This window comes from Shinella sp. WSC3-e, from assembly GCF_945994535.1.
Taxonomy (GTDB): domain Bacteria; phylum Pseudomonadota; class Alphaproteobacteria; order Rhizobiales; family Rhizobiaceae; genus Shinella; species Shinella yambaruensis.
Genome location: NZ_OZ000531.1, coordinates 172,325 through 193,247, shown reverse-complemented (window position 1 = coordinate 193,247; position 20,923 = coordinate 172,325). Strand labels below are relative to the sequence as shown.

Below are 20,923 nucleotides of genomic sequence, written 5' to 3'. Positions count from 1 at the left end.
GGCCCGATCCTGGACAAGACGGGATATAGCCCGGTGTTATTCTGCGCCGCCTTCGTCAAAACTGCCTTCCAGCATGCGCGCCAGCGTTTCCGCGCCGTTCCGCCAGCCGCCATCGGCGCCGGCGATGGCGGCACATGCGGCGGTAAGGCCCGCGCGGATGTCGGGGCGGAGCAAACGGTCGAGGGCGGCGGCACGCTGCGTCTCACCGTCTTCGACCCGGTGCAAGAGGGCGGCGCCGCGCGCCTGTGCCCAGCGCGCCCGGTCGACCTGCCGGTCCATGTCCGGGCTTTCGTCCGGCACGAAAAGGGTCGGGATGCCGCCGGCGATGGTCTCGTGGAAAGTGTTGTAGCTCGCGCGCACGATCGCCGCGTCCCAGGCGAGGCTTGCGGCATAGGCCGGATGGAGCGTGACCCGGTGGTGCCGGGCGGGATGGCGAGGGGCGGCGCTTCCGGTCAGCGGCGACTGCAGCTCCACCACATGCAGGTCCGGCCGGGCGAGGAGGTCGTCCAGCAGGCGGGCGTGAAGGCGCATGAGGTCGGGATTGGCGGAGCGGGAGAGGTCGAGGAGGATGACGGTCGCCTCCTGCGGCAGGCCGAGCGCCTGGCGGGCCGCCGCCCGTTCCGTGCGCTCGGACGGGTCGATCAGCAGCATCGGCGGCACCAGCCGGGTCTTCGCCCGGTCGGCCACGGTCGGCCCGCCGTCGCATTCGCCGGCATAGTCGCCCGGCTCGATGACGATGGGGAAATGTGCCCCGGCGCCGATATAGCCGGCATGGTGGGCCGGCCACATGCCGCGCCGGATCCAGACGGCCTGCACGCCGCTATGCTCGCCAAGGGCCTTGATCACCCCGTCGAAGACGAAGTTGACGTCGTAGACGAGGGTGGTCGCGTGATAGGCTTCGAGCAGCAGGCCGATTTCCGCGGCGAGACGGTCGTTCCAGGCGGCGGGTTCCTCGCCCGTCAGGCCGTGGTGCGGCACGAAATGCACGGGAAAGCCGAGATCGCGCACGATTGCGGCACTGTAGCTCATGGTCAGGAAGGCGGACGGGCGGTGCTTCAGCCGGCGCGCGACAGCGAGCTGGCGCGTGAGATGGCCCTGGCCGATGCCGTTTGCCGAGACGAACAGGACGCCGTCGGGGCGAGGGGGACGGGGGGCGGGGCTTGCGGGTTGCGCTGCCGGGGTCGGGGCCTCCAGGACCTGCCCGTCCCCCTGCCTTTCGATGAGGAAGACGGCATTGTTGTTGAAGCCGCGCCAGGCCGCTTCCGGCACGTTGATGGCCAGGAGCCGCTCTGCCGGAACGAGGCGGGTCGCGTCATAGTCCGCCGGCAGCGGCAGGGCCGAGCCGAGCGTGGCGGCAAGATCCTCCGGCGAGAAGATGCGCATGTGATCCGACTGGCCGAAGCGCGCCGCACGCTCGGCGCCGGTGTGTCCGTCCAGCGCCTCGCGGAAGCCGCCTTCGAGGAAGGGGATGCTGAAGATGTGCAGGCCGCCGGGCTTCACCAGCCGGTGGAGGCCGGCGGCGACGGCGCGGTAGTCGCAGGCGACATGTTCGAGCACATGGTTGTGCAGGACGATGTCGAAGGAGGCCGGCGCGAGGGTCGGAAGATCGCGGCAGAGATCGAGGCGGGCGACGGCGAAGGGGAACTGGCCCGGGTCGATGTCGGCGCCGAGATAGCGGCTGCCGAAGCGGCTTCGGAAAAGGGTGGCGAGGCACTCCTCGGGGGCGAGGTGCAGGATGCGGCGGTTTCCCGACAGGAGGCCCCGCAGGCGCAGCACCTCGAAGATCAGCCGGTGACGCTCCAGCGAGCCGCACCCCTCGCAGCGCACGTTCTGGCGCAGGAAGGCGCTGTCCTTCTCGCCATAGGTATCCCCGAAGACCGAACTGCCGCAGATGTTGCAGGTTGGCCGGGCCACCGTCGTCCTCACAGGCTGCCGAGTTTGGTGATGTCCCAGTCGGTCCGGACGATGCGGGCATGGTCCTCGACATAGCGGGCAATGTCCCGCGCCCCATTGGTCCAGGCGATCGACCGGCAGCGGCGCACGACGCTCTCCCGCTCGACGGGGTCCAGCAGGCGCTCCACATGGGCCGCGACGAAGCCGAGGTCGTAGTCGCGGCGCATCAGCCAGCCGCGGCCGGTGAGTTCCGCCCAGCGGGCGCGGCTCGCCTGCAGGTCCATCTCGTCGGCCTCGTTGGGCACGAACAGCGTCGGGATCGCGCCGAGCACCTGTTCGTGGAACGTATTGTAGCCCGCCGCCGTGATCGCCGCGTCGAAGGCGTTGCTGAAGCGGAAGCTCGGGAAGAGCTCGACGACCCGGTGCCGCTCGCCCAGCCTTTCGAGGCCGGCGGCCTCGGGCGTGATCGGCGAGCGGATTTCGAGCGCGATCGTGTCGGGGCGGCGCAGCACTTCGGCAAGCAGCGCGCCGCGCACCTCCCGCATGTCGAAATTGGCGCCCGAGCCGAGCTGGAAGGCGACGACGGTCATGCCCTCGGGCAGGTCGAGGGCGGCGCGCGCGCTTTCGCGCACCATGCGCTCGGCCGGATCGAGATGCAGGACGGGCGGCACGAGGAAGGTTTCCTTGCGGCAGGCCGCCGTCGGGCCATGGTCGAAGGTCTCCGCCAATTCGCCGGGTTCGATCACCGCATCGAAGCGGTCGGAGAAGTCGAGGAACACCCGGTGGCATTCCCGCCAGAGCGGCCGGCGCACCCAGATCTTGAAGATATCGGGAAACGCGCCGAGCGCCCGGGTGACACCCTCGAAGACCGCCGTCGCATCATAGGCGAAGACCGCGGGGCGCAGATGGGCGATGAGCTCGAACAGCTCCTCGGCAAGGCAGGTGTTCCAGTCCTCGGGGTCGGCGTCGAGGATGCGGTGGTGCGGCAGGAAATGCGCCTGGTAGCCCTGCTGCACGGCGGCCTTCATGGAATAGGACATGGTGGCGAAGACCGGCGTCAGGCCTGGCGGCAGCCGCTGCGCGATGGCGAGCTGCTGGGCGAGGTGCCCGACGCCGATGCCGTTGCTGGAGGCGAAGAGCACGTTGCGTTGCGGCAGGGCGGGGAAAAGCCGGCCCTGCGGCGCTACCGCCTCGTCCGGTGCCGCCATGATGCGGGCGAGGCGATCGGCGTAGATCGCCGCGTCGTGGTTGTTCTCGACGAAGCGGCGGGCCTGTTCGCTTTGTGACCGGTAGCGTTCCGGGTCGCTCACGAAGCCGTCGATGAGGCGCTCGACATCGGCCGGCTCGCCATAGACCGCGGCCTTGCCGAACAGCAGCGCGAAATGTGGGGGCAGGATGACGACGAGGCCGGTCGCGAGCGCTTCGAGGATCGTCCGCCCGAAGGCCTCCGACCAGGCCGGATCGTGGAAATAGACGTAGAAATCGAGCGTGCCGAGGAAGGCCGGGACATCGTCCCAGGTGAAGGGCACCAACTCCCAGTTGGGCGGGATCGTGCCGTATTTTTCCGCAAGGAAGGCATCGGCGCCGAGCGCGCGCACGCGAAACCGCGCGCCGTCTGCCGGATAGGCGAGCAGCACCTCCTCGGCGGTCGGCCATTTCAGCGGGTCGGGGCGTGAATGCCGCCCGATGACGACGGGATAGGCGGGCTGGCGGGCCGGTTTGGCCGCCCAGTCGTCGAGGTCGATGAGATTGCCCCAGTCCTCTTCCAGCATGTGCGCATAGGGCGGCAGGCGGCGTGGAAGGCTGTCGCGCACGACGGTGCTGACCGGCGCCAGGAACACGTCGCTGCCGAAGGCGTCGCAGGCATGGGCGACGACGCGGTCGAGATCGTATTGCCGGCGGCCGTATCCGTCATACATCGGGTGGTGCAGCACGACCAGCAGCCTGTCGGCGGTGATCGACAGCGGGCGCGTCGGGCGGTTCTCGATGATCGTCGGATGGTGGATCAGCACGAGGCGGGCATGAAGGCGCATGTCGGGGTCGATGCGCTCGGTCAGCCCCTCGTCGATCAGGCGCCGCAGGTCCGGATGCATGGGGAAGGGCAGGCCGAGCAGCGGCCCCTTGATGGCGAGCAGCCCGGTGCGCAGGCCCGCCCGCGCCGCCGTGCGGATTTCCACGGCGAGCGCCGTCGAGGTTCCTCCCTCGAAGCGCACATCCGCGACGAAGAGGACGTCGAGAGCCGTGCTCATCGATCGGTCCGCGCCGTCATCGGGGGCGCTGCGGCAAGGAAGACGTCGATGTTCTGGCCGTAGCCGATGACATGCACCGGCTGCCATTTCGACACGAGGAGGCGCCAGCGCCTGGCGAGATAGGCGTTCCAGGAGATCTCGGCGGCATGCAGCTTCTGCTCGAGGGCGGAGGGCAGGTATTCGAAGATGGCGTTCCTGTCGCGGAACCGCATGAAGTCGAGGCTGTCGGTGAGATAGACGATCCTGTGCTTCTTGCCGAAGCGGCGGGCGGTCACGTCGATGATCTCGTCGATCTGCTCTGCCTCGATGCCGATGAGCGTGACGATGATCGTGGTAAGCGCGGGTTGCGAGGCGTAGATGGCGAGGGTTTGCTCCGGCGCATCGTCCGGTGCGGCGGGCTTAGGGCCGCGTTGCGGCAACCAGCCGAAAATCCCCATTTCGCCTCCCCTCTCGATCCCCCGGGCGGGCCTGAAAGCGCCTTTGGATCAAGGCTATTGCCGGGATCGGGGACTGTCAACGAAGGGGCGGGCGGAAAATGCGGGAGGCGAGGGATCAGGCGTCGAGCGGCCAGTCGGCAATGGCGGCGGGGCGCCATCGCGAAGGCCGGCCGGCGGCGAACCGGACGATGACGAATTGCGTTCCGGCGGCCGCGGGCACGCAGAAGAACAGCCGGCCGAAGGCGGCATTGCTGCTTTCGCCGTCGGGGGAAGGGGTGGGCTCGAACAACCAGGCGAGGCCGTCCGGCGCCAGGATCTCCGCCGTCACCGCCGCGCCGTCGAGGGTGAGGAGGGCGCCGGGGCCGTCGAGCGCCGCCGCGGCTTCGGTGTAGAGCTGCCAGGTGCTCGCCGGGGTGGCGGCGCCCTCCTCTCCCAGCTCGTCGACGATGAAGACCGTGTCGGTGCCCTCGAGAACGGCGCCCCGGCGCCAGCCGACCGGCCATCCGTCATCGCTGACCGCGTAGGCGGCAAAACGGCGGTCGCCTTCCCGTCCCGTGCCGAGGAGCCTCGCAAAGGCTGCGGTCGATTGCGGCGCGCCATCGATCAGCAGGGTGCTGTGGGCCGCGGCCTGCGTGCGGAAGTAGCCGAACCGCCGCCCGGGCTCGAAATAGCCGGGGAGGGCGTAGTTTTCCCGGCCGAGCTCGCTGACGAAACGCCGGCCGGCCATTTCCAGCACGAAGGTGCCGAGGTCGAGATGGGCGTGGTTGACGTCGTTGCACCCGCCCTTCAGCACCAGCCAGGTCGTGCCCGCGCGCAGCACGGCAAGGCCTGCCGGCTCATAGGCGGACGGTGCATCGTCGGGCGGCGGCGGCTCCGTCTCCGGCGCGCACCACAGGAGGTCGAAAGGGTGCGGGTCGCCGGGCGCGGCGTGCTGCCAGGCCATGGCCGCCGCCTCGCCCGCGCGGCCGGCGAGCCAGCCGAGCACGGGCGCGCGGCGCGGCCGTTCCGTCGCATCGCCGAAATTGAACACGCGGCCGCTCGGGCCGGTGAGGTCGCGGCCGTATCGCCAGGTGCGCGCGAGCGCGGCGGGCACCTCCGACCCAGGCCCGATATCATCGAGAAGGGCGTGGGCGAGCACCGCGTAGCGGACGGCATATTCCCAGTAGTCCGGGCCCTCGTCATAGCCGCCATCGACGCCGAAGGCGGAAAGCCCGTGCCGCAGTGCGGGTACAAAACAGGCCAGGGCGTCGCGCGCGAGAGGATGGCCGGTGCCGGCCATCGCGGCGGCGCCGGCGATCATGCCGGTGCAGCAGACGATGTTCCAGTTGTTGCAGGCCGTCATCCAGGGCACGCCGGCCGCGGCGGCGGCAAGGCCGGGGGAAAGCCCCTTTTCGACGATCGCCGCGGCGATCGTGTCGTGCTCCGTGCGGGCGAGCAGCGGGCGGGTCCAGCAAAGGCCGAGCGCCATGCCGGTCGTCATCTCGGCGGTGTCGAGGAAATGCGAGGGGTTCCAATCGGCAAAGGCGGCGGCGTTCAGAAGCTCGCGGATCGCCCGCCGGCGAAAGGCACTGCCGCCGACCAGGCAATCGGCAACGGCCAGCGTCGCGACGCGATCGAACAGCTTGCGGCTCGTCGGAAGGATGACGTCGCGTCCGTCTTCCCGCTCCAGTTCAAGCAGGGGAGAGGCATGGATGTCCCCGGCGACCCGCAGGACCGCCTCGGCATAGCGACTTCCGGCAGCGGAGGACCGGGCCGAAGACCGGATCTGTCCCGCATCCAGGGATAGGATCAATAGTTCCTGTTCCTGGCCCCGCGCGTGGCGCTCGACGTATCGACCTGCGTCTTCTTGGCGACCTTGCAGGGCACTTGCTTGCCCTTGACAGTACAGACCGTGGGCTTGCCTGAACTCGTCTCGCAGCCACTCAGTAACACAGCCGCCGACAGGAGAGCCGCGAGGGAAGTCCACTTTGCTACTACGAACCTAGTCATGGCCGTGTCCACCCGAAATTAGCAAGTCTGCATGGAAAGCGACAAGCCGGGCAAAGTCAATATCTCCTCTGCCCAAAACAGGGTCTTTCGCACGGCCATGTGGCGTGTCGGCAGGCAAAGCCGGTCCGGCCGAACATTCGATCGGATGTTTTGCCTGTTTGCAGTTCGCAAAGCCGCCCTCCGGCGCGCGAATCGCCCGGGCGGCTCGCGGCCTGCCCGGACTAGGCGCGCCGGCCGGCGGCGGCCGAGCGCAGGTTGTCGAGCAGCACGGCGAGCAGCAGGATCAGGCCGCGCACAACATACTGGTAGAAGGCCTGGATGTTGAGGAGGTTCATGACGTTCTCCGCGATGCCCATGATCAGCACCCCGACGATGACGCCCGTCATCGCCGCCCGCCCGCCGGCCAGCGACACGCCGCCGAGCACGCAGGCCGAGATGACCGAAAGCTCGAGGCCCGTCGCGGCATTCGGCTGGCCGGAGGTGATGCGCGAGGCCAGCAGCACGCCGGCGACGGCGCAGACGAGGCCTTGCAGCGCGAAGATCCAGATGCGCATGTTGGAGACGTTGACGCCGGCAAGGCGCGAGGCTTCCGGATTGCCGCCGATCGCCAGCGTGTTCTTGCCGAAGACGGTGCGGTTCAGCACGAAGCCGAAGATGATGAAGAAGACGGCCATGACCCAGATCGGCGTCGGGATGCCGAGGAATTTCGACAAGGCGAGCTGGTAGAAGCCCGAGTCGTTGATGCCGACGGCGCGGCCGTCCGAGGCGATCAGCGCGAAGCCGCGCACGATCTGCATGGTGGCGAGCGTCGTGATCAGCGCGTTGATGCGGAAGCGGGCGATCACCACGCCGTTGACGAGGCCGACGCCGCCGCCGCAGATCAGCGCCGCGATGAGGCCGACGAGGATAGAGCCCGAGGCGTTGGACGCCATGACGGCGACCATGCCGGAAAAGGCGACGGTGGAGCCGACCGACAGGTCGAAGTCACGCGAGGCGAGGCAGAACATCATCGTGCAGGCGACGATGCCGATGGTGACGACCGACTGCAGGAGGCCGAGCATGTTGCGCTCGGTCAGGAAGTTGGGCACCGTCAGGGCCACGATGGCGAAGGCGACGGCGAAGATGACGACCAGACCCTGTTCGCCGAGGAGGAGTTTTTTCAAGGACGTCATCGGGACTTGACCTGCTGGTTGGGAACGTCGGGAAGGGCGGCGGCGAGGATGCGGCGCTCGTCGAAATCGGCCCGCTCGATATCCGCGGCGACGCGGCCCTCGCACATGACCATGATGCGGTCGGTGATGCCCATCACCTCGGGCAGTTCGCTGGAGATGACGACGATCGCCATGCCCTGTCCGGCGAGTTCATAGAGGATCTCGTAGATTTCCGACTTGGCGCCGACATCGATGCCGCGCGTCGGCTCGTCGATGATGAGGACCTTGACGCCCTGCTCGGACAGCCAGCGGCCGAGAATGACCTTCTGCTGGTTGCCGCCGGAAAGGTTGACGATCTCCTGCTTGCGGGAGGGCGTGCGCACGCGCAGCCTGGCGATGAAGCGGTCGGCAAGCTCGGCCTCCTTCTTCGGCTGGAGGATGCCGAAGGGGGAGAAATGCCGGCGCGAGGAGATCGCCATGTTCTCCTCGATGTTGCGGCCCTGCACGATGCCGTCGAACTTGCGGTCCTCCGGGCAGAGCACGATGCCGGAGCGGATCGATTGCGGCGGGCTGTCCGGGGCGACGGCCTTGCCGTCGACGCTCACCGTGCCCTGCGAGCGGCTGTCCGCGCCGTAGACGAGGCGTGCCATCTCGCTGCGGCCGGCGCCGATGAGGCCGAAGAAGCCGAGGATCTCGCCCCGGCGCACGGAAAAGCTGATCGGTGTGCGCAGCTTGCGGCCGGCGAGGTCCTTCACCTCCAGCCGCACGGCGCCGCGCTCGCGGGGGCGGAAACCCCAGATATTGGCGATCTCGCGACCGACCATTTCGGAAATGATCTGGTCGCGCGTCACCTTGGATATATCAGGATGGTGGGCGGCTAGCTTGCCGTCGCGCAATACGGTGAGGCTGTCGCACAGGCGAAAAATCTCGTCGAGGCGGTGCGAGACGTAGAGGATGATCTTGCCTTCGGCGCGCAGGCGATCGATCAGCGCGAAAAGGATCTCGCTTTCGCGCGAGGAGAGCGAGGAGGTCGGCTCGTCGAGGGCGATGACGCGCGCATCGGCCATCACGGCCTTGGCGATCTCGACCATCTGGCGCTCGCCGATCGACAGCGAGGCGACCTTGGCGGCCGGATCGATGTCGATGCCGATATCGTCAAGCTTTTGCTTCACCACGCCGACGAGACGCGTGCGGTCGATGATGCCGGCCTTGCCGGGGAAGCGGCCGAGCCAAAGGTTCTCGGCGACCGTCAGCTCGGGCACGAGCTGCAGTTCCTGGTGGATGACGATGACGCCCGCCTCGAAGGCGTCGCGCACCGAGCGATAGTGCTGCGCCTTGCCGTCGATCAGGATCTCGCCGGTGTCGGCGGACTGGTCGCCCGAGAGCACGCGGATGAGGGTCGACTTGCCGGCGCCGTTTTCACCCATCAGGCCGTGCACGGCGCCCTTCTTCACGCAGAAGGAAACGTCGGCCAGCGCCTGCACGCCGGGATATCCCTTGGATATCGCGTTGAATTGAAGAAAGTCCTGCATCTCTCCACCCCGAAAGAAGGCCCGGCGGCCCAAAGCCTTCAACTGCGCCGCCGGGCTGACGTCATCCTGGGAGGATGATTATTCGATGCCGAGGTCCTTGCGTACCTGCTCGTAATTGTCGCGCAGGGCGACCTGGCCGGCCGTCAGGATGAGCTTTTCCGGTTCCTTGCCGTTGGCGACCCACTCGAACATGTTGAGCGCGGTCTCGTAGCCATGGCGCTTCGGCGAGATGATCACGGTGCCGAAGAAGCCGGTTGCCGCGGGCTTCTTGAACTCGTTGATCGCCGAATCCGCACCGCCGATGCCGACGCCGATCATGCTGTCGGCGGCAATGCCGACGCTTTCGGTGGCGCGCACCGCGCCGAGCACGGCTTCGTCATTGAGGCCGACGGCGACCCAGTGCTTGATGCCGGCATTCTTGTTGAGCACGACGGTGGAGGCGTTGAGCGCCGCTTCCGTGTCGGTCTTGGCCTGTGGGGCGTCGAAGATGTTGGCTTCCGGGAAGCCGGCGGCCTTCAGCACGGAGAGCGCACCTTCGACGCGGTCGACGGCGGTCGGCAGCTGGTCGTAGGACACGCGGATCGCGCCGACGTCCTTCATGTCCCATCCACGCTTCTTGATTTCCGCGACGATGGTCTCGCCGACGGCCTCGCCGATCTTTGTGGCCGAGATGCCCATATGCGGCACGTCTTCGATCGGGCTGCCATCGGCGTTGACCAGGCGGTCGTCGACGGTCATCAGCTTGAGGTCGTTGGCGGCCGCCTTGGCGACGATGCCCGGGCCGAGCTTCACGTCGGGTGTGCAGATGATGAAGCCCTGGGCGCCCTGCGCGCCGAGATTGTCGATGGCCGACTGGACCTTCTCGCCGTCCTCGGCGCCGATCTTGACGAGGGTGAAGCCCTTCTCCTTGGCGGCGACGTCGGCGAACTTCCATTCGTCCTGGAACCACGGCTCTTCCGGCTGCTTCACGATGAAGCCGATCTTCACGTCGGCGGCGAAGGCGGAGGTTGCGGCGAATACGGCGACGGTGCCAGCCAGGATGGCTGCTTTGATAAAGCCCATGTCTCTCTCCCAAGTTAACTGCGCCTGCAGTGTGGTTTGGTGTAGTGTCTTTCATCATATCCGTCAATTGTCTTTGTATGATGAATGAAATATCAGTGTATGATAGTAGCGTCGGGACGATGCGAAGCGGGCCGTCGCCATCGGGCGCGAAACGGGCTATGCATCGCGGACGGAATGGGTGGAGAATGATCGTGCAGGAACAGGACGGGCGCGCGGGCGTGGTCGATGGCGAGGGCGGCGTGCGGCGCCCCCGGGTACAGAAGAACGTCACGCGGGCGATCGCCTCGGATATCTGCGCCGACGTCTTCCCCATCGGCGGTTTCCTGCCGACGGAAAACGAGCTGTGCCTGCGCTACGGCGTCAGCCGCACCGTCATCCGCGAATCGCTGAAGATTCTCGAATCCAAGGGTCTGGTGCGCGGGCGCTCCCGGGTGGGCACGCTTGTCTGCCCCAAGGAGGAGTGGAACATCCTCGACCAGCAGGTGCTGGAATGGATCGGCCCGCGCATCTTCGAGTTCGATCTTCTCACCTGCGTGCTCGATGCGCGCCGCGCCATCGAGCCCTTTGCCGCCGAATTCGCCGCCGAGCGCGCGACCGTGCAGGACGTGGCGGAAATCGAGCGGGCCTGGGAGCGCATGCGCGACGCGGAGAGCGATCTCGATGCATTCTCGCAGGCGGACTTCGCCTTCCATGCCGCCCTGCTGAAGGCCAGCCACAACCAGGTCTTCATGCAGCTCGCCAGCATCATCCAGGCGGCGCTCGAATTCTCGCTGCATGCCTCCGCCGAAGCCGCGGATGCCCGGGACGAGGCGCTGGAAATCCACAAGCGCCTCGTGGACGCGCTGCGCATGCGCGACAAGGCGGCGGCGCGCGAATGTTCGCACCGCATGCTCGATCTTGCCGCGCGCGACCTTGCCATCGCCGTCAAGAACCACCCGGCGCCGGCCGGCGCCTGACCTCATTCCCTTTCCTGTTCCCAGACGAGTGTCCCATGAAGATCACGAAGCTCACGACCTATATTGTTCCGCCGCGCTGGCTGTTCCTGAAGGTTGAGACGGACGAGGGCATCGTTGGCTGGGGCGAGCCGGTGGTGGAGGGCCGCGCGCTGACGGTGGAGGCGGCCGTGCACGAGCTTGCGGACTATCTCGTCGGCAAGGATCCGCTTTTGATCGAGGATCATTGGCAGGTTATGTATCGCGCCGGCTTCTATCGCGGCGGCGCCGTGCACATGTCGGCGCTCGCCGGCATCGACCAGGCGCTCTGGGACATCAAGGGCAAGGCCTATGGCCAGCCCGTCCATGCCCTGCTCGGCGGCCAGGTGCGCGACAGGATCAAGGTCTATTCCTGGATCGGCGGCGACCGGCCCTCGGACGTTGCCAACAATGCCCGCGAAGTCGTTTCCCGCGGCTTCAAGGCGATCAAGCTCAACGGCTGCGAGGAGATGCAGATCGTCGACAGCTGGGACAAGGTGGAGAAGGCGGTGGAGACCGTCGCCGTCATCCGCGAGGCGATCGGCCCGCATGTCGGCATCGGCGTCGACTTCCACGGCCGCGTGCACCGGCCGATGGCCAAGGTGCTGGCGAAGGAGCTCCAGCCCTACAACCTGATGTTCATCGAGGAGCCGGTACTGTCGGAGAACCGCGAGGCGCTGAAGGAGATCGCCAACCATTGCGCGACGCCGATCGCGCTCGGCGAGCGGCTCTATTCGCGCTGGGACTTCAAGTCGGTGCTGTCGGACGGTTATGTCGACATTCTCCAGCCGGACCTTTCGCATGCGGGCGGCATCACGGAATGCCGCAAGATCGCGGCGATGGCGGAGGCCTATGACGTGGCGCTGGCGCCGCATTGCCCGCTGGGCCCGATCGCGCTTGCGGCCTGCCTGCAGGTGGATGCGGTGTCGCACAATGCCTTCATCCAGGAGCAGAGCCTCGGCATCCACTACAACACGGGCAACGACATCCTCGACTACATCTCCAACAAGGCGGTGTTCCACTATGCCGACGGCTTCGTGTCGATCCCGCAGGGGCCGGGCCTCGGGGTGGAGGTGGACGAGCAATACGTCATCGAGCGGGCGAAGGAGGGCCACCGCTGGCGCAACCCCGTCTGGCGCCATGAAGACGGCAGCGTGGCAGAGTGGTGAGGAGAGCGGAGATGGGCGGACGCCTTGATGGAAAACGGATCGTCGTCACCGGCGCGGCGCAGGGCATCGGCCTTGCCATGGCCGAGTGCTTCCTTGCCGAAGGGGCGAGCCTCTTCCTCATCGACCGGGACGGCGGCCTGCTCGCCGCCGAAGCCGGGCGGCTTCGTGCCGGCGGCGGCCGGGTCGGCCATGCCGCGGCCGATATCACCGATGCCGACGCCATCGCGCGGGCGGTGGCCGCAGCGGCGGTCGAGATCGGCCGGCCGAACGCGCTCGTCAACAATGCCGGCGTCAACGTCTTCTTCGAGCCGCTGACGCTTTCGGACGCCGACTGGCAGCGCTGCTTCGACATTAACCTCAAGGGTGCGTGGAACTGCAGCAAGGCCGTGCTGCCTGGCATGATCGAAGAGGGCGGCGGGGTGATCCTCAACATCGCCTCGACCCATGCCTTCACCATCATCCCGCACACCTTTCCCTATCCCGTCGCCAAACATGCGCTGCTCGGCATGACCAAGGCGCTCGGCCTCGAATATGCGGGGCGGGGCGTGCGCGTGAACGCGCTGGCGCCCGGCTATGTGCGCACGCAGAAGGCCGTGGAATACTGGAACAGCTTTCCCGACCCGGTCGCCGCCGAGGCGGAGACGATGGCGCTGCATCCCGGCGGGCGCATCGCCTCGCCGGAGGAGATCGCCAAGGCCGCGCTCTTCATGATCTCGGACGAATGCCCCTTCATGAACGCCACCTGCCTGACGGTGGATGGCGGGATGAGCGTGCTGCATCACCCCTGAGCGGGCGGATTTTTCGGTAGCTGAAAAAAAAGAGGCCCCGCACGAAGCGGGGCAGCGAGCGCCACGGTTGGCTCCCAATGACGCGGGGAAGCTCGCGGGTTGCGCGAGTGATACCCCAGTAGGGTTTTGCCGGAGCGCAGGGAAGGTCTGATTCGGCGATTCCGGTACGCTCGTGCAAATAAACTGCAGATGCAGCCGTTTTGGCCGCGGCGCGGCCGGAAAATGCCTGCGAAACAGGCAGGCTTCAGGAGGCCGTTTTCAGGATCGCGGAAAAGCGCGGGTCGAAGGCGCGGCGGATCGGCTCGGCCGCCGCGCCCAGCGCGACGGCCCAGGGACCGATCATGCCGAGCTGCAGGCGCGGCAGTGTGCGGCCGGGCCGGTCGGCATTGGAGGGGATGAGCGGGAACATCGCGTCGAACAGCCGCTTGGCCAGCGGTTCCGGCGCGCTGCCGGAGAGGATGACGGTCTGCGGGTCGAAGATGGTCTCGACCATGTGCACGGCCTGGCGCATGTCGGCCGCCGCATCCGCCAGCCAGGCGAGGATGCGCGGATCGTCCGCAAGCGTTCGCCGCTCGACCTCGGCATAGGCTTCCGTAGTCGCCGAATCGAGGCCGAGATGCTGGAACAGCGAGGCGAGCGACGACCGGTGCTCCAGCGGCGACCAGGTTCCGCCGCGCGAGAACAGCACCATGCCGATCTCCCCGGCATTGCGGTTGCTGCCGGTATAAAGCTCCCCGCCGAGGATGAGGCCGGCGCCGATGCCGTAGCCGAAATAGATGCACACGGCGTGGTCGAGGCCGTCGGCCGAACCGTTCATGCGCTCCGCCGCCGCGCAGGCTGTCGCGTCGTTCTGCAGGCTGGTGGCCAGCCCCGTGCCGGCGGCCAGCGTTTCGACGAGCGGAAAGGCCTGCCACTCGGCCATCATCCAGGTCTCGTCGTCGGAGGGCGCGAGGCCGAAAGGCCCGGGCATCGCAAGGCCCAGCCCGGCCAGCCGGTGCGCCGATTCGGGAATGCGCCGCGTGAGGTCGGCGCGCATGGCCTCGATGAGGCGAAGGATCAGCTTGCAGCCCTCCACCGGCCCGCCCGGCGGAAGGTTGGCCACCGTCCGGGCGACCTCCTGTCCCATCAGGTCGACGGCGACGAGACGCGTCAGGTGCCGGTCGATCTGCACGCCGAGCGCGAAGGCGCCCTCCGGCACGAGCCGGTAGGGGGTCGAGGGCTGGCCCCGCCCGCCGCGCACCACCTCTTCCGATGCGACGAGACCGTCCGCCTCGAGGTTTTCGACAAGGTTGGAAATGGTCTGCTTGGTCAGCCGCGTGGCGCGGGCGAGATCGGCGCGCGACAGCGGTCCGTTCAGCCGGATGGCCTCGATGATGACGCGCCGGTTATGGGCGCTGGTGCCTTCCTGGTTGGTCCCGCTCTTGGCGCGGATCGTCCGCAGTTCGTTCATCGACATCCCCTCTTGACACCATTTGAATAATACAGAACATTTAAGTCAAGAAGTTTGACTTAATAAGGAGCCGGAGAGCTCCGGGGAACGGCGGCGGGTCTCCCGCCATGATCCGGCGATGAACCCGCAACGACCGGGGTGCCTGCAGGGCGCCTTCGGATGCATGAACCAAACAGGAGGACGCAATCATGTTGAAATCGATGAAGAAGACCTTGCTCGGCGCGGCGCTGGCTGCCGGCGTTTCCGCCCCGCATGCCTTCGCGGAGACGACGCTCAACGCGCTCTTCATGGCGCAGGCCGCCTATAGCGAGGCGGACGTGCGCGCCATGACGGACGCCTTCACCAAGGCGAACCCGGACATCAAGGTGAACCTGGAATTCGTTCCCTACGAGGGCCTGCACGACAAGACCGTGCTCGCCCAGGGCTCCGGCAGCGGCTATGACGTCGTGCTCTTCGACGTGATCTGGCCCGCCGAATATGCGACGAACAACGTGCTGGTCGACGTCTCGTCCCGCATCACCGACGAGATGAAGAAGGGCGTGCTGCCGGGCGCCTGGACGACCGTCGACTATGACGGCAAGTCCTACGGCATGCCGTGGATCCTCGACACCAAATACCTGTTCTACAACAAGGAAATCCTCGAGAAGGCCGGCATTTCGGCGCCGCCGAAGACCTGGGCCGAACTGAACGAGCAGGCCAGGATCATCAAGGACAAGGGCCTGCTCGCCACCCCGATCGCCTGGAGCTGGTCGCAGGCCGAGGCGGCGATCTGCGACTACACCACGCTCGTCAGCGCCTATGGCGGCGAATTCCTGAAGGACGGCAAGCCGGCCTTTGCCGAGGGCGGCGGTCTCGATGCGCTGACATACATGGTCGACAGCTACAAGTCCGGCCTCACCAATCCGAACTCCAAGGAGTTCCTCGAAGAGGACGTGCGCAACGTCTTCCAGAACGGCGAGGCAGCCTTCGCGCTCAACTGGACCTACATGTACAACATGGCCAATGGCGGGGAAGACAGCAAGGTCGCCGGCAAGGTCGGCGTCGTGCCCGCGCCGGGCGTTGAGGGCAAGAGCGAGGTCTCGGCTGTCAACGGCTCGATGGGCCTCGGCATCACCACGACCAGCAAGAGCCCGGACGAGGCCTGGAAGTATATCGTGCACATGACCTCGCAGGAGACGCAGAACGCCTATGCCAAGCTCAGCCTGCCGATCTGGGCGTCGTCCTACGAGGATGCCGCCGTCACCGCCGGCCAGGAAGAGCTGATCGCCGCCGCCAAGCTCGGCCTTGCCGCCATGTATCCGCGGCCGACCACGCCGAAATACCAGGAGCTCTCCACCGCTCTCCAGCAGGCCATTCAGGAAGCCCTGCTCGACCAGGCATCGCCGGAAGACGCGCTGAAGTCGGCGGCGGACAACAGCGGCCTTTGAGGTTCGGCCTTGCGGGCGACGCCGGCCGCCCGCACACTCGCCCTTCCTGAAATCGACGAAGAGGACGCTATGTCCAGCACCTGGATGACGACCCGGGCATGGCTTCTCATGCTGCCGCTGCTGGCGGTCATGCTCGCCGTGATCGGCTGGCCGATGGTCGATACCGTGCGGCTTTCCTTTACGGACGCCAAGCTGATCGGTTCCGGCGGCGCTTTCGTCGGCTTCGACAACTATCTGAAAATGCTGTCGAACAGCAATTTTCAGCGGGCGCTCTACGCCACGACCTGGTTTGCCGTGGTCTCCGTGACGGCGGAGATGGTGATCGGCGTTCTGGCCGCCCTGCTGCTGAACCAGCGGTTCTATGGCCGCACCGTGCTGCGCGCGCTGCTGATTCTGCCCTGGGCGCTGCCGACGGTGGTCAACGCGACGCTCTGGCGGCTCATCTACAATCCGGAATACGGCGCGCTGAACGCGGCGCTGACGCAGGTCGGCCTCATCGACGGCTATCGCTCCTGGCTCGGCGAGCCCGGCACCGCCATGACGGCGCTGATCGTCGCCGACTGCTGGAAGAATTTTCCGCTCGTCGCCCTCATCGCGCTCGCCGCCCTCCAGGCCGTGCCGCGCGACATCACCTCCGCCTCTCTCGTTGACGGTGCCGGCCCCTTCGCGCGCTTCCGTTTCGTCATCCTGCCCTATCTTGCCGGCCCGCTGATGGTGGCGCTGGTGCTGCGCACCATCGAGGCCTTCAAGGTGTTCGACATCATCTGGGTGATGACGCGCGGCGGCCCGGCCAATTCGACGCGCACCCTGTCGATCCTCGTCTACCAGGAGGCCTTCTCCTTCCAGCGCGCCGGCTCCGGCGCCTCGCTCGCCCTCGTCGTCACCCTCATCGTGACGGTGCTGGCGGTCGGCTATGGCATGCTCGTGCGGCGCACGGCGGGGAGCGCCGCCTGATGGAACGCCGCAGCCTTCTCGCCTCGATCCTCATCCACGCCGCCGCGCTACTGCTCGCCGCCGTCATCGTCGCGCCGATATTCTGGCTCTTCGTGATGAGCATCTCGCCGGCGGCCGATCTCGTGGCGCGCCCGCTGCGCTGGTGGCCGGGCACGGTCGATTTCTCGCGTTATGCCACGCTGCTGTCGACCATCCCGAACAGCGCGGGCGCCAATTTCGTCGCCTCTCTTGTCAACAGCATCCTCGTGGCGGGCATGGCGACGGTCGCCGCCGTCGTGCTTGCCGTGCCGGCCGGCTGGGCGGTCTCGCGCACGCCCTCGGTCGGCTGGTCGCTCTCGCTGGTCATCGCCACCTACATGCTGCCGCCGGTCGCGCTTGCCGTGCCGCTCTACATGGCGCTCGCCACCTTCGGGCTGCTCAATTCGGTCTTCGGCCTGGCGCTCGTCTACCTCACCATCCTCGCGCCCTTCACCACCTGGCTGATGAAGTCCGGCTTCGACGGCATTCCGCGCGAGATCGAGCAGGCGGCGATGATGGACGGGGCGAGCCTTCTTGCGACGTTGCGCATCATCACCCTGCCGCTCGCCATGCCGATCGTCGCCACCGCGGCGCTTTTCGCCTTCCTGCTCGGCTGGGACGAGTTCTTCTATGCGCTGCTCTTCACCTCGGACCAGCGCGCCCGCACGCTGACGGTCGCAATAGCCGACCTCGCGGGCGGCCGGGTTTCCGACTACGGGCTGATCGCGACGGCCGGAGTCCTGGCCGCGCTGCCGCCGGTCCTGGTCGGCCTCATCATGCAACGGGCCCTGATCTCGGGCCTTACCAGCGGCGGTGTGAAAGGATGACGATGAACACGACTGCATCCCGGCCGGAAGGCCTCAAGGCGATCGATCGGGAAATGGCGCGCCAGCATGCCGATGCGCTCGCCTCCTTCCGCAACAACGGCGCGATGGCCGAAAGGGCCGCCGCCAGCCTGAAACGCACCGGCCGGCTGCTGCTTCTCGGCATGGGCGGCTCGCAGGCCGTCGGCCGCGCCGTCGAGCCGCTCTACCGCCGCCTCGGCATCGAGGCGATCGCCCTGCCGCTTTCCGAGCAGCTTGGCGCGCCGCTCGCCATCGACGGGCGCACGGTCTTCGTCACCTCGCAGTCCGGGGAAAGCGCGGAGGTGCTGCGCTGGTTCGAGGAGACCGGCGGCAATGACGAAACCTTCGGCTTCACGCTCGAAGGCGGCTCCTTCCTCGCCCGCACCGCGCCCTGCCTCGTCGGCCATGGCGGCACGGAGCAGGCCTTCGCCGCGACACGCAGCCTGACAGTGAGCTTCTCGCTGCATCTGGCGATCCTCGCCACCCTCGGCGAAGATATCGCGCAGGCGGTCCATGCCCTGGAGAACCCGCGGGAACCGGCCATCGACGCGGCGCTGGCCGAACTGTCCGGCGTGCGCTCCGTCGTGACGTCCGGGCGGCGGCTGCAGGGGCTCGCCGAGGCCATCGCGCTCGGCTTCACGGAACTGTCGCGCCTGCCGTGCTTCTCGCTGGAAGGCGGCCAGCTGCGCCATGGGCCGATGGAAATGCTCTCGCCCGATGTGGGCGTGGTTCTCTTTCGCAGCGACGACGCGACGACGGATCTCGTGACGGCGATGGCGACTTCCGTGGTCGAGGCGGGTGCGAAGCTCGTCATGTTCGACGCGTCCGGCCGCCCGCCGGTCGAGGGCGCGGCGACGATCGCCTTTCCGCCGCTGACCGGGCTTGCCGCCGTCTTCGCCATGCTGCCGACGGCGCAGCGGCTGATGATCGCCTTCGCCGCCGCGCGCGTCGCCGATGCCGGCACGCCGGTGCGCTCGACGAAGATTACCCGGAGTGAATGAGTGAAGCCGCTTGCCGTCGTCGGAAACGTCAATGTCGACCTGATCATGGGGCCGGCCGCGCCCTGGCCGCAGCCGGGCACGGAAAGCATCGTCGAGCATGACGAGCTGCGCGTCGGCGGTTCGGCGGGCAATGCCGCGCTCGCCTGGATGGCGCTCGGCACGCCCTTCGAGATCGCCGCCAGCATCGGCCGCGACCAGTTCGGCCGCTGGCTGGCGGAAAGTTTCGGTGCGCGCGCAAGCACCTGGCCGGTGCACGGCGACAGCACGACGCTTTCCGTCGGCATCACCCATCCGGACGGCGAGCGCACCTTCTTCACGACGCGCGGGCACCTGCCGCTGTTCAGCCTGGAGGATGTCTTCGCGGTGCTCGACGGGCCGCGGCTTGCCGGCGGCATCGTGCTGCTCTGCGGCTCCTTCCTGACGGAGAAGCTGGTGGAGGATTACGACCGGTTCTTCGACTGGGCGGATCGCCACGCCATTGCCGTCGCCCTCGATACCGGCTGGCCGCTGGAGGGCTGGACGGAGGCCAACAGGCGGGCGGCGAAAGGCTGGCTGTCGCGCTGCCGGATCGCGCTGTTCAACGAGGTGGAGACGACCAGCCTTGCCGGCGTTGCCGATCCCGCCGCGGCCGGGCGCATCCTGCGGCACGGCATGCCGGACGGGGGCATCGTCGTCGTCAAGTGCGGCCCGAAGGGTGCGATCGCCGTGGATGCCGACGACCGGGTTGTCCGCGCTGCGGCGCCTTCCGTGCGGGTCGTCGATACGATCGGCGCGGGCGACGTCTTCAACGCCGCCTTCCTCGCCGCGCATGCGGCCGGGGAGGCGCTGCAGGCGAGCCTTGCCGCCGGCACGGCGGTGGCCTCGCGCGCCATTTCCACCCATCCCCGAAGCTACGCACCGACCGCGCAGGACGTTCCGGCATGAGCACGCTGACCATTGACGCCATCCGCAAGAGCTACGGCGCCGTCGAGACGCTGAAGGGCATCGACATCGCGCTCGAAAGCGGGGAGTTCCTCGTGCTGCTCGGCGCCTCCGGCTGCGGCAAGTCCACGCTGCTCAACATCATCGCCGGCCTTGCCGAGCCGACGAGCGGCGATATCCGCATCGACGACCGCTCCATTGTCGGCGTGCATCCAAAGGACAGGGACATCGCCATGGTGTTCCAGTCCTATGCGCTCTATCCCAATCTCACCGTGCACCGGAACATCGGTTTCGGCCTCGAAATGCGCAAGGTGGACAGGGCGGAACGCGACCGGGCCGTGCGCGAGACGGCGAAGCTCCTGCAGATCGAAAACCTGCTGGAGCGCAAGCCCGGCCAGCTTTCCGGCGGCCAGCGCCAGCGCGTGGCGATCGGCCGGGCGCTGGTGCGCAACCCGAAGATCTTCCTGTTCGACGAGCCGCTGTCCAACCTCGATGCGAAGCTGCGCATGGAGATGCGCACCGAGCTGAAGCGCCTGCACCAGATGACGAGGACGACCGTCGTCTATGTCACGCATGACCAGATCGAGGCGATGACGCTCGCCACCCGCATCGCCGTCATGCGCGGCGGCCGGATCGAACAGCTCGACACGCCGGAGAACATCTACAACCGGCCGGCGACGCTCTATGTCGCAACCTTCGTCGGCGCACCGCCAATGAACCTTCTGGCCGCGACGGCGGGCGAGGGCGGCTTGCGGATCGACCGCACGGATATCACCGTGCCCGTGCCGGACCTGGAAAGTATCGCGCCGGGCCGCCGGCTCGTCCTCGGCATCCGGCCGGAGGCGATGGAACGGTCGGGCGCGGGCGTGCCGCTCACGGCGCGCTGCGAGGTCGCGGAGCTGACCGGGCCGGAGCTGGTCGTCACGGCGGCGATGGGCAACCAGCGCCTCGTGGCCGCCCTGCCGGCGACCGCCCGCGTCGCGGCTGGCGACGAGATCGCCCTTGCCGTTGCGCCCGCCGCCTTCCACGTCTTCGACGCGGAGACGGAGCAGCGCCTGAACTGACG

The 20,923-nt window shown here is 67.6% G+C and carries 17 protein-coding genes; 9 read left to right on the top strand and 8 right to left on the bottom strand.

Translation table 11 applies throughout. The features are described from left to right. Positions 1-36: 36 nt before the first annotated feature. The 7 genes from AABF56_RS24110 to AABF56_RS24080 all read right to left on the bottom strand — a co-directional run bounded on the left by AABF56_RS24110 (position 37) and on the right by AABF56_RS24080 (position 10,313). The gene (locus AABF56_RS24110) at positions 37-1,914 is read right to left on the bottom strand and encodes a methyltransferase domain-containing protein (RefSeq protein ID WP_272807881.1); all 1,878 of its coding nucleotides are present in this window, start codon (positions 1,912-1,914) and stop codon (positions 37-39) included. Between the two features lie 8 nt (positions 1,915-1,922). Further along, positions 1,923-4,142: a glycosyltransferase family protein gene (locus AABF56_RS24105; RefSeq protein WP_272807882.1), complete on the bottom strand. Its 2,220-nt coding sequence runs from the start codon at positions 4,140-4,142 to the stop codon at positions 1,923-1,925. Next, on the bottom strand, positions 4,139-4,579 hold the full coding sequence (locus AABF56_RS24100; protein ID WP_272807883.1) for a hypothetical protein: 441 nt from the start codon (positions 4,577-4,579) through the stop codon (positions 4,139-4,141). The genes AABF56_RS24105 and AABF56_RS24100 overlap by 4 nt, the downstream gene beginning before the upstream one ends. Positions 4,580-4,694: 115 nt before the next feature. Next, on the bottom strand, positions 4,695-6,371 hold the full coding sequence (locus AABF56_RS24095; RefSeq protein WP_272807884.1) for a heparinase II/III domain-containing protein: 1,677 nt from the start codon (positions 6,369-6,371) through the stop codon (positions 4,695-4,697). A gap of 418 nt (positions 6,372-6,789) precedes the next feature. Then, the gene (araH, locus tag AABF56_RS24090) at positions 6,790-7,740 is read right to left on the bottom strand and encodes an L-arabinose ABC transporter permease AraH (RefSeq protein WP_272807885.1); all 951 of its coding nucleotides are present in this window, start codon (positions 7,738-7,740) and stop codon (positions 6,790-6,792) included. Further along, positions 7,737-9,251, bottom strand: coding sequence for an L-arabinose ABC transporter ATP-binding protein AraG (gene araG, locus AABF56_RS24085; RefSeq protein WP_244766540.1), 1,515 nt, complete (start codon positions 9,249-9,251; stop codon positions 7,737-7,739). The genes araH and araG overlap by 4 nt, the downstream gene beginning before the upstream one ends. Before the next feature lie 78 nt (positions 9,252-9,329). Next, positions 9,330-10,313 (bottom strand): arabinose ABC transporter substrate-binding protein, encoded by a 984-nt coding sequence (locus tag AABF56_RS24080; RefSeq protein WP_244766541.1) that lies wholly within the window; start codon positions 10,311-10,313, stop codon positions 9,330-9,332. Positions 10,314-10,498: 185 nt separating this feature from the next. Here AABF56_RS24080 and AABF56_RS24075 point away from each other — a divergent pair, with 185 nt between their 5' ends. Genes AABF56_RS24075 through AABF56_RS24065 form a run of 3 tightly spaced genes read left to right on the top strand, consistent with a single transcriptional unit; the run spans position 10,499 to position 13,241 of the window. Further along, positions 10,499-11,269 (top strand): FadR/GntR family transcriptional regulator, encoded by a 771-nt coding sequence (locus tag AABF56_RS24075; RefSeq protein ID WP_443021175.1) that lies wholly within the window; start codon positions 10,499-10,501, stop codon positions 11,267-11,269. A gap of 35 nt (positions 11,270-11,304) precedes the next feature. Further along, entirely contained in the window at positions 11,305-12,453 is a 1,149-nt protein-coding gene (gene dgoD, locus AABF56_RS24070) for a galactonate dehydratase (protein WP_244768269.1), read from the top strand. A gap of 11 nt (positions 12,454-12,464) precedes the next feature. Beyond that, entirely contained in the window at positions 12,465-13,241 is a 777-nt protein-coding gene (locus tag AABF56_RS24065) for an SDR family oxidoreductase (protein ID WP_272807887.1), read from the top strand. 244 nt (positions 13,242-13,485) lie between these two features. Here the strand turns inward: AABF56_RS24065 and AABF56_RS24060 are convergent, their stop codons facing one another. Beyond that, the gene (locus AABF56_RS24060; protein ID WP_272807888.1) at positions 13,486-14,691 is read right to left on the bottom strand and encodes an ROK family transcriptional regulator; all 1,206 of its coding nucleotides are present in this window, start codon (positions 14,689-14,691) and stop codon (positions 13,486-13,488) included. Between the two features lie 188 nt (positions 14,692-14,879). Here AABF56_RS24060 and AABF56_RS24055 point away from each other — a divergent pair, with 188 nt between their 5' ends. The 6 genes from AABF56_RS24055 (at position 14,880) to AABF56_RS24030 (ending at position 20,921) form a co-directional block, all read left to right on the top strand. Next, positions 14,880-16,118: an extracellular solute-binding protein gene (locus AABF56_RS24055; protein ID WP_272807889.1), complete on the top strand. Its 1,239-nt coding sequence runs from the start codon at positions 14,880-14,882 to the stop codon at positions 16,116-16,118. 69 nt (positions 16,119-16,187) lie between these two features. After that, entirely contained in the window at positions 16,188-17,072 is an 885-nt protein-coding gene (locus tag AABF56_RS24050; RefSeq protein ID WP_272807890.1) for a carbohydrate ABC transporter permease, read from the top strand. After that, a complete protein-coding gene (locus AABF56_RS24045; RefSeq protein ID WP_272807891.1) occupies positions 17,072-17,917 on the top strand; it encodes a carbohydrate ABC transporter permease in 846 nt (281 codons plus the stop codon). The genes AABF56_RS24050 and AABF56_RS24045 overlap by 1 nt, the downstream gene beginning before the upstream one ends. A 2-nt stretch (positions 17,918-17,919) precedes the next feature. Further along, complete coding sequence (locus AABF56_RS24040) at positions 17,920-18,936, top strand: SIS domain-containing protein (RefSeq protein WP_272807892.1); 1,017 nt, start codon at positions 17,920-17,922, stop codon at positions 18,934-18,936. Next, positions 18,937-19,860 carry a PfkB family carbohydrate kinase gene (locus AABF56_RS24035; RefSeq protein WP_272807893.1) on the top strand — a complete coding sequence of 308 codons (924 nt, stop codon included), beginning with the start codon at positions 18,937-18,939 and terminating at the stop codon, positions 19,858-19,860. Then, positions 19,857-20,921: an ABC transporter ATP-binding protein gene (locus AABF56_RS24030; protein WP_272807894.1), complete on the top strand. Its 1,065-nt coding sequence runs from the start codon at positions 19,857-19,859 to the stop codon at positions 20,919-20,921. Before AABF56_RS24035 ends, AABF56_RS24030 begins: the two co-directional genes overlap by 4 nt. Positions 20,922-20,923 lie beyond the last annotated feature (2 nt).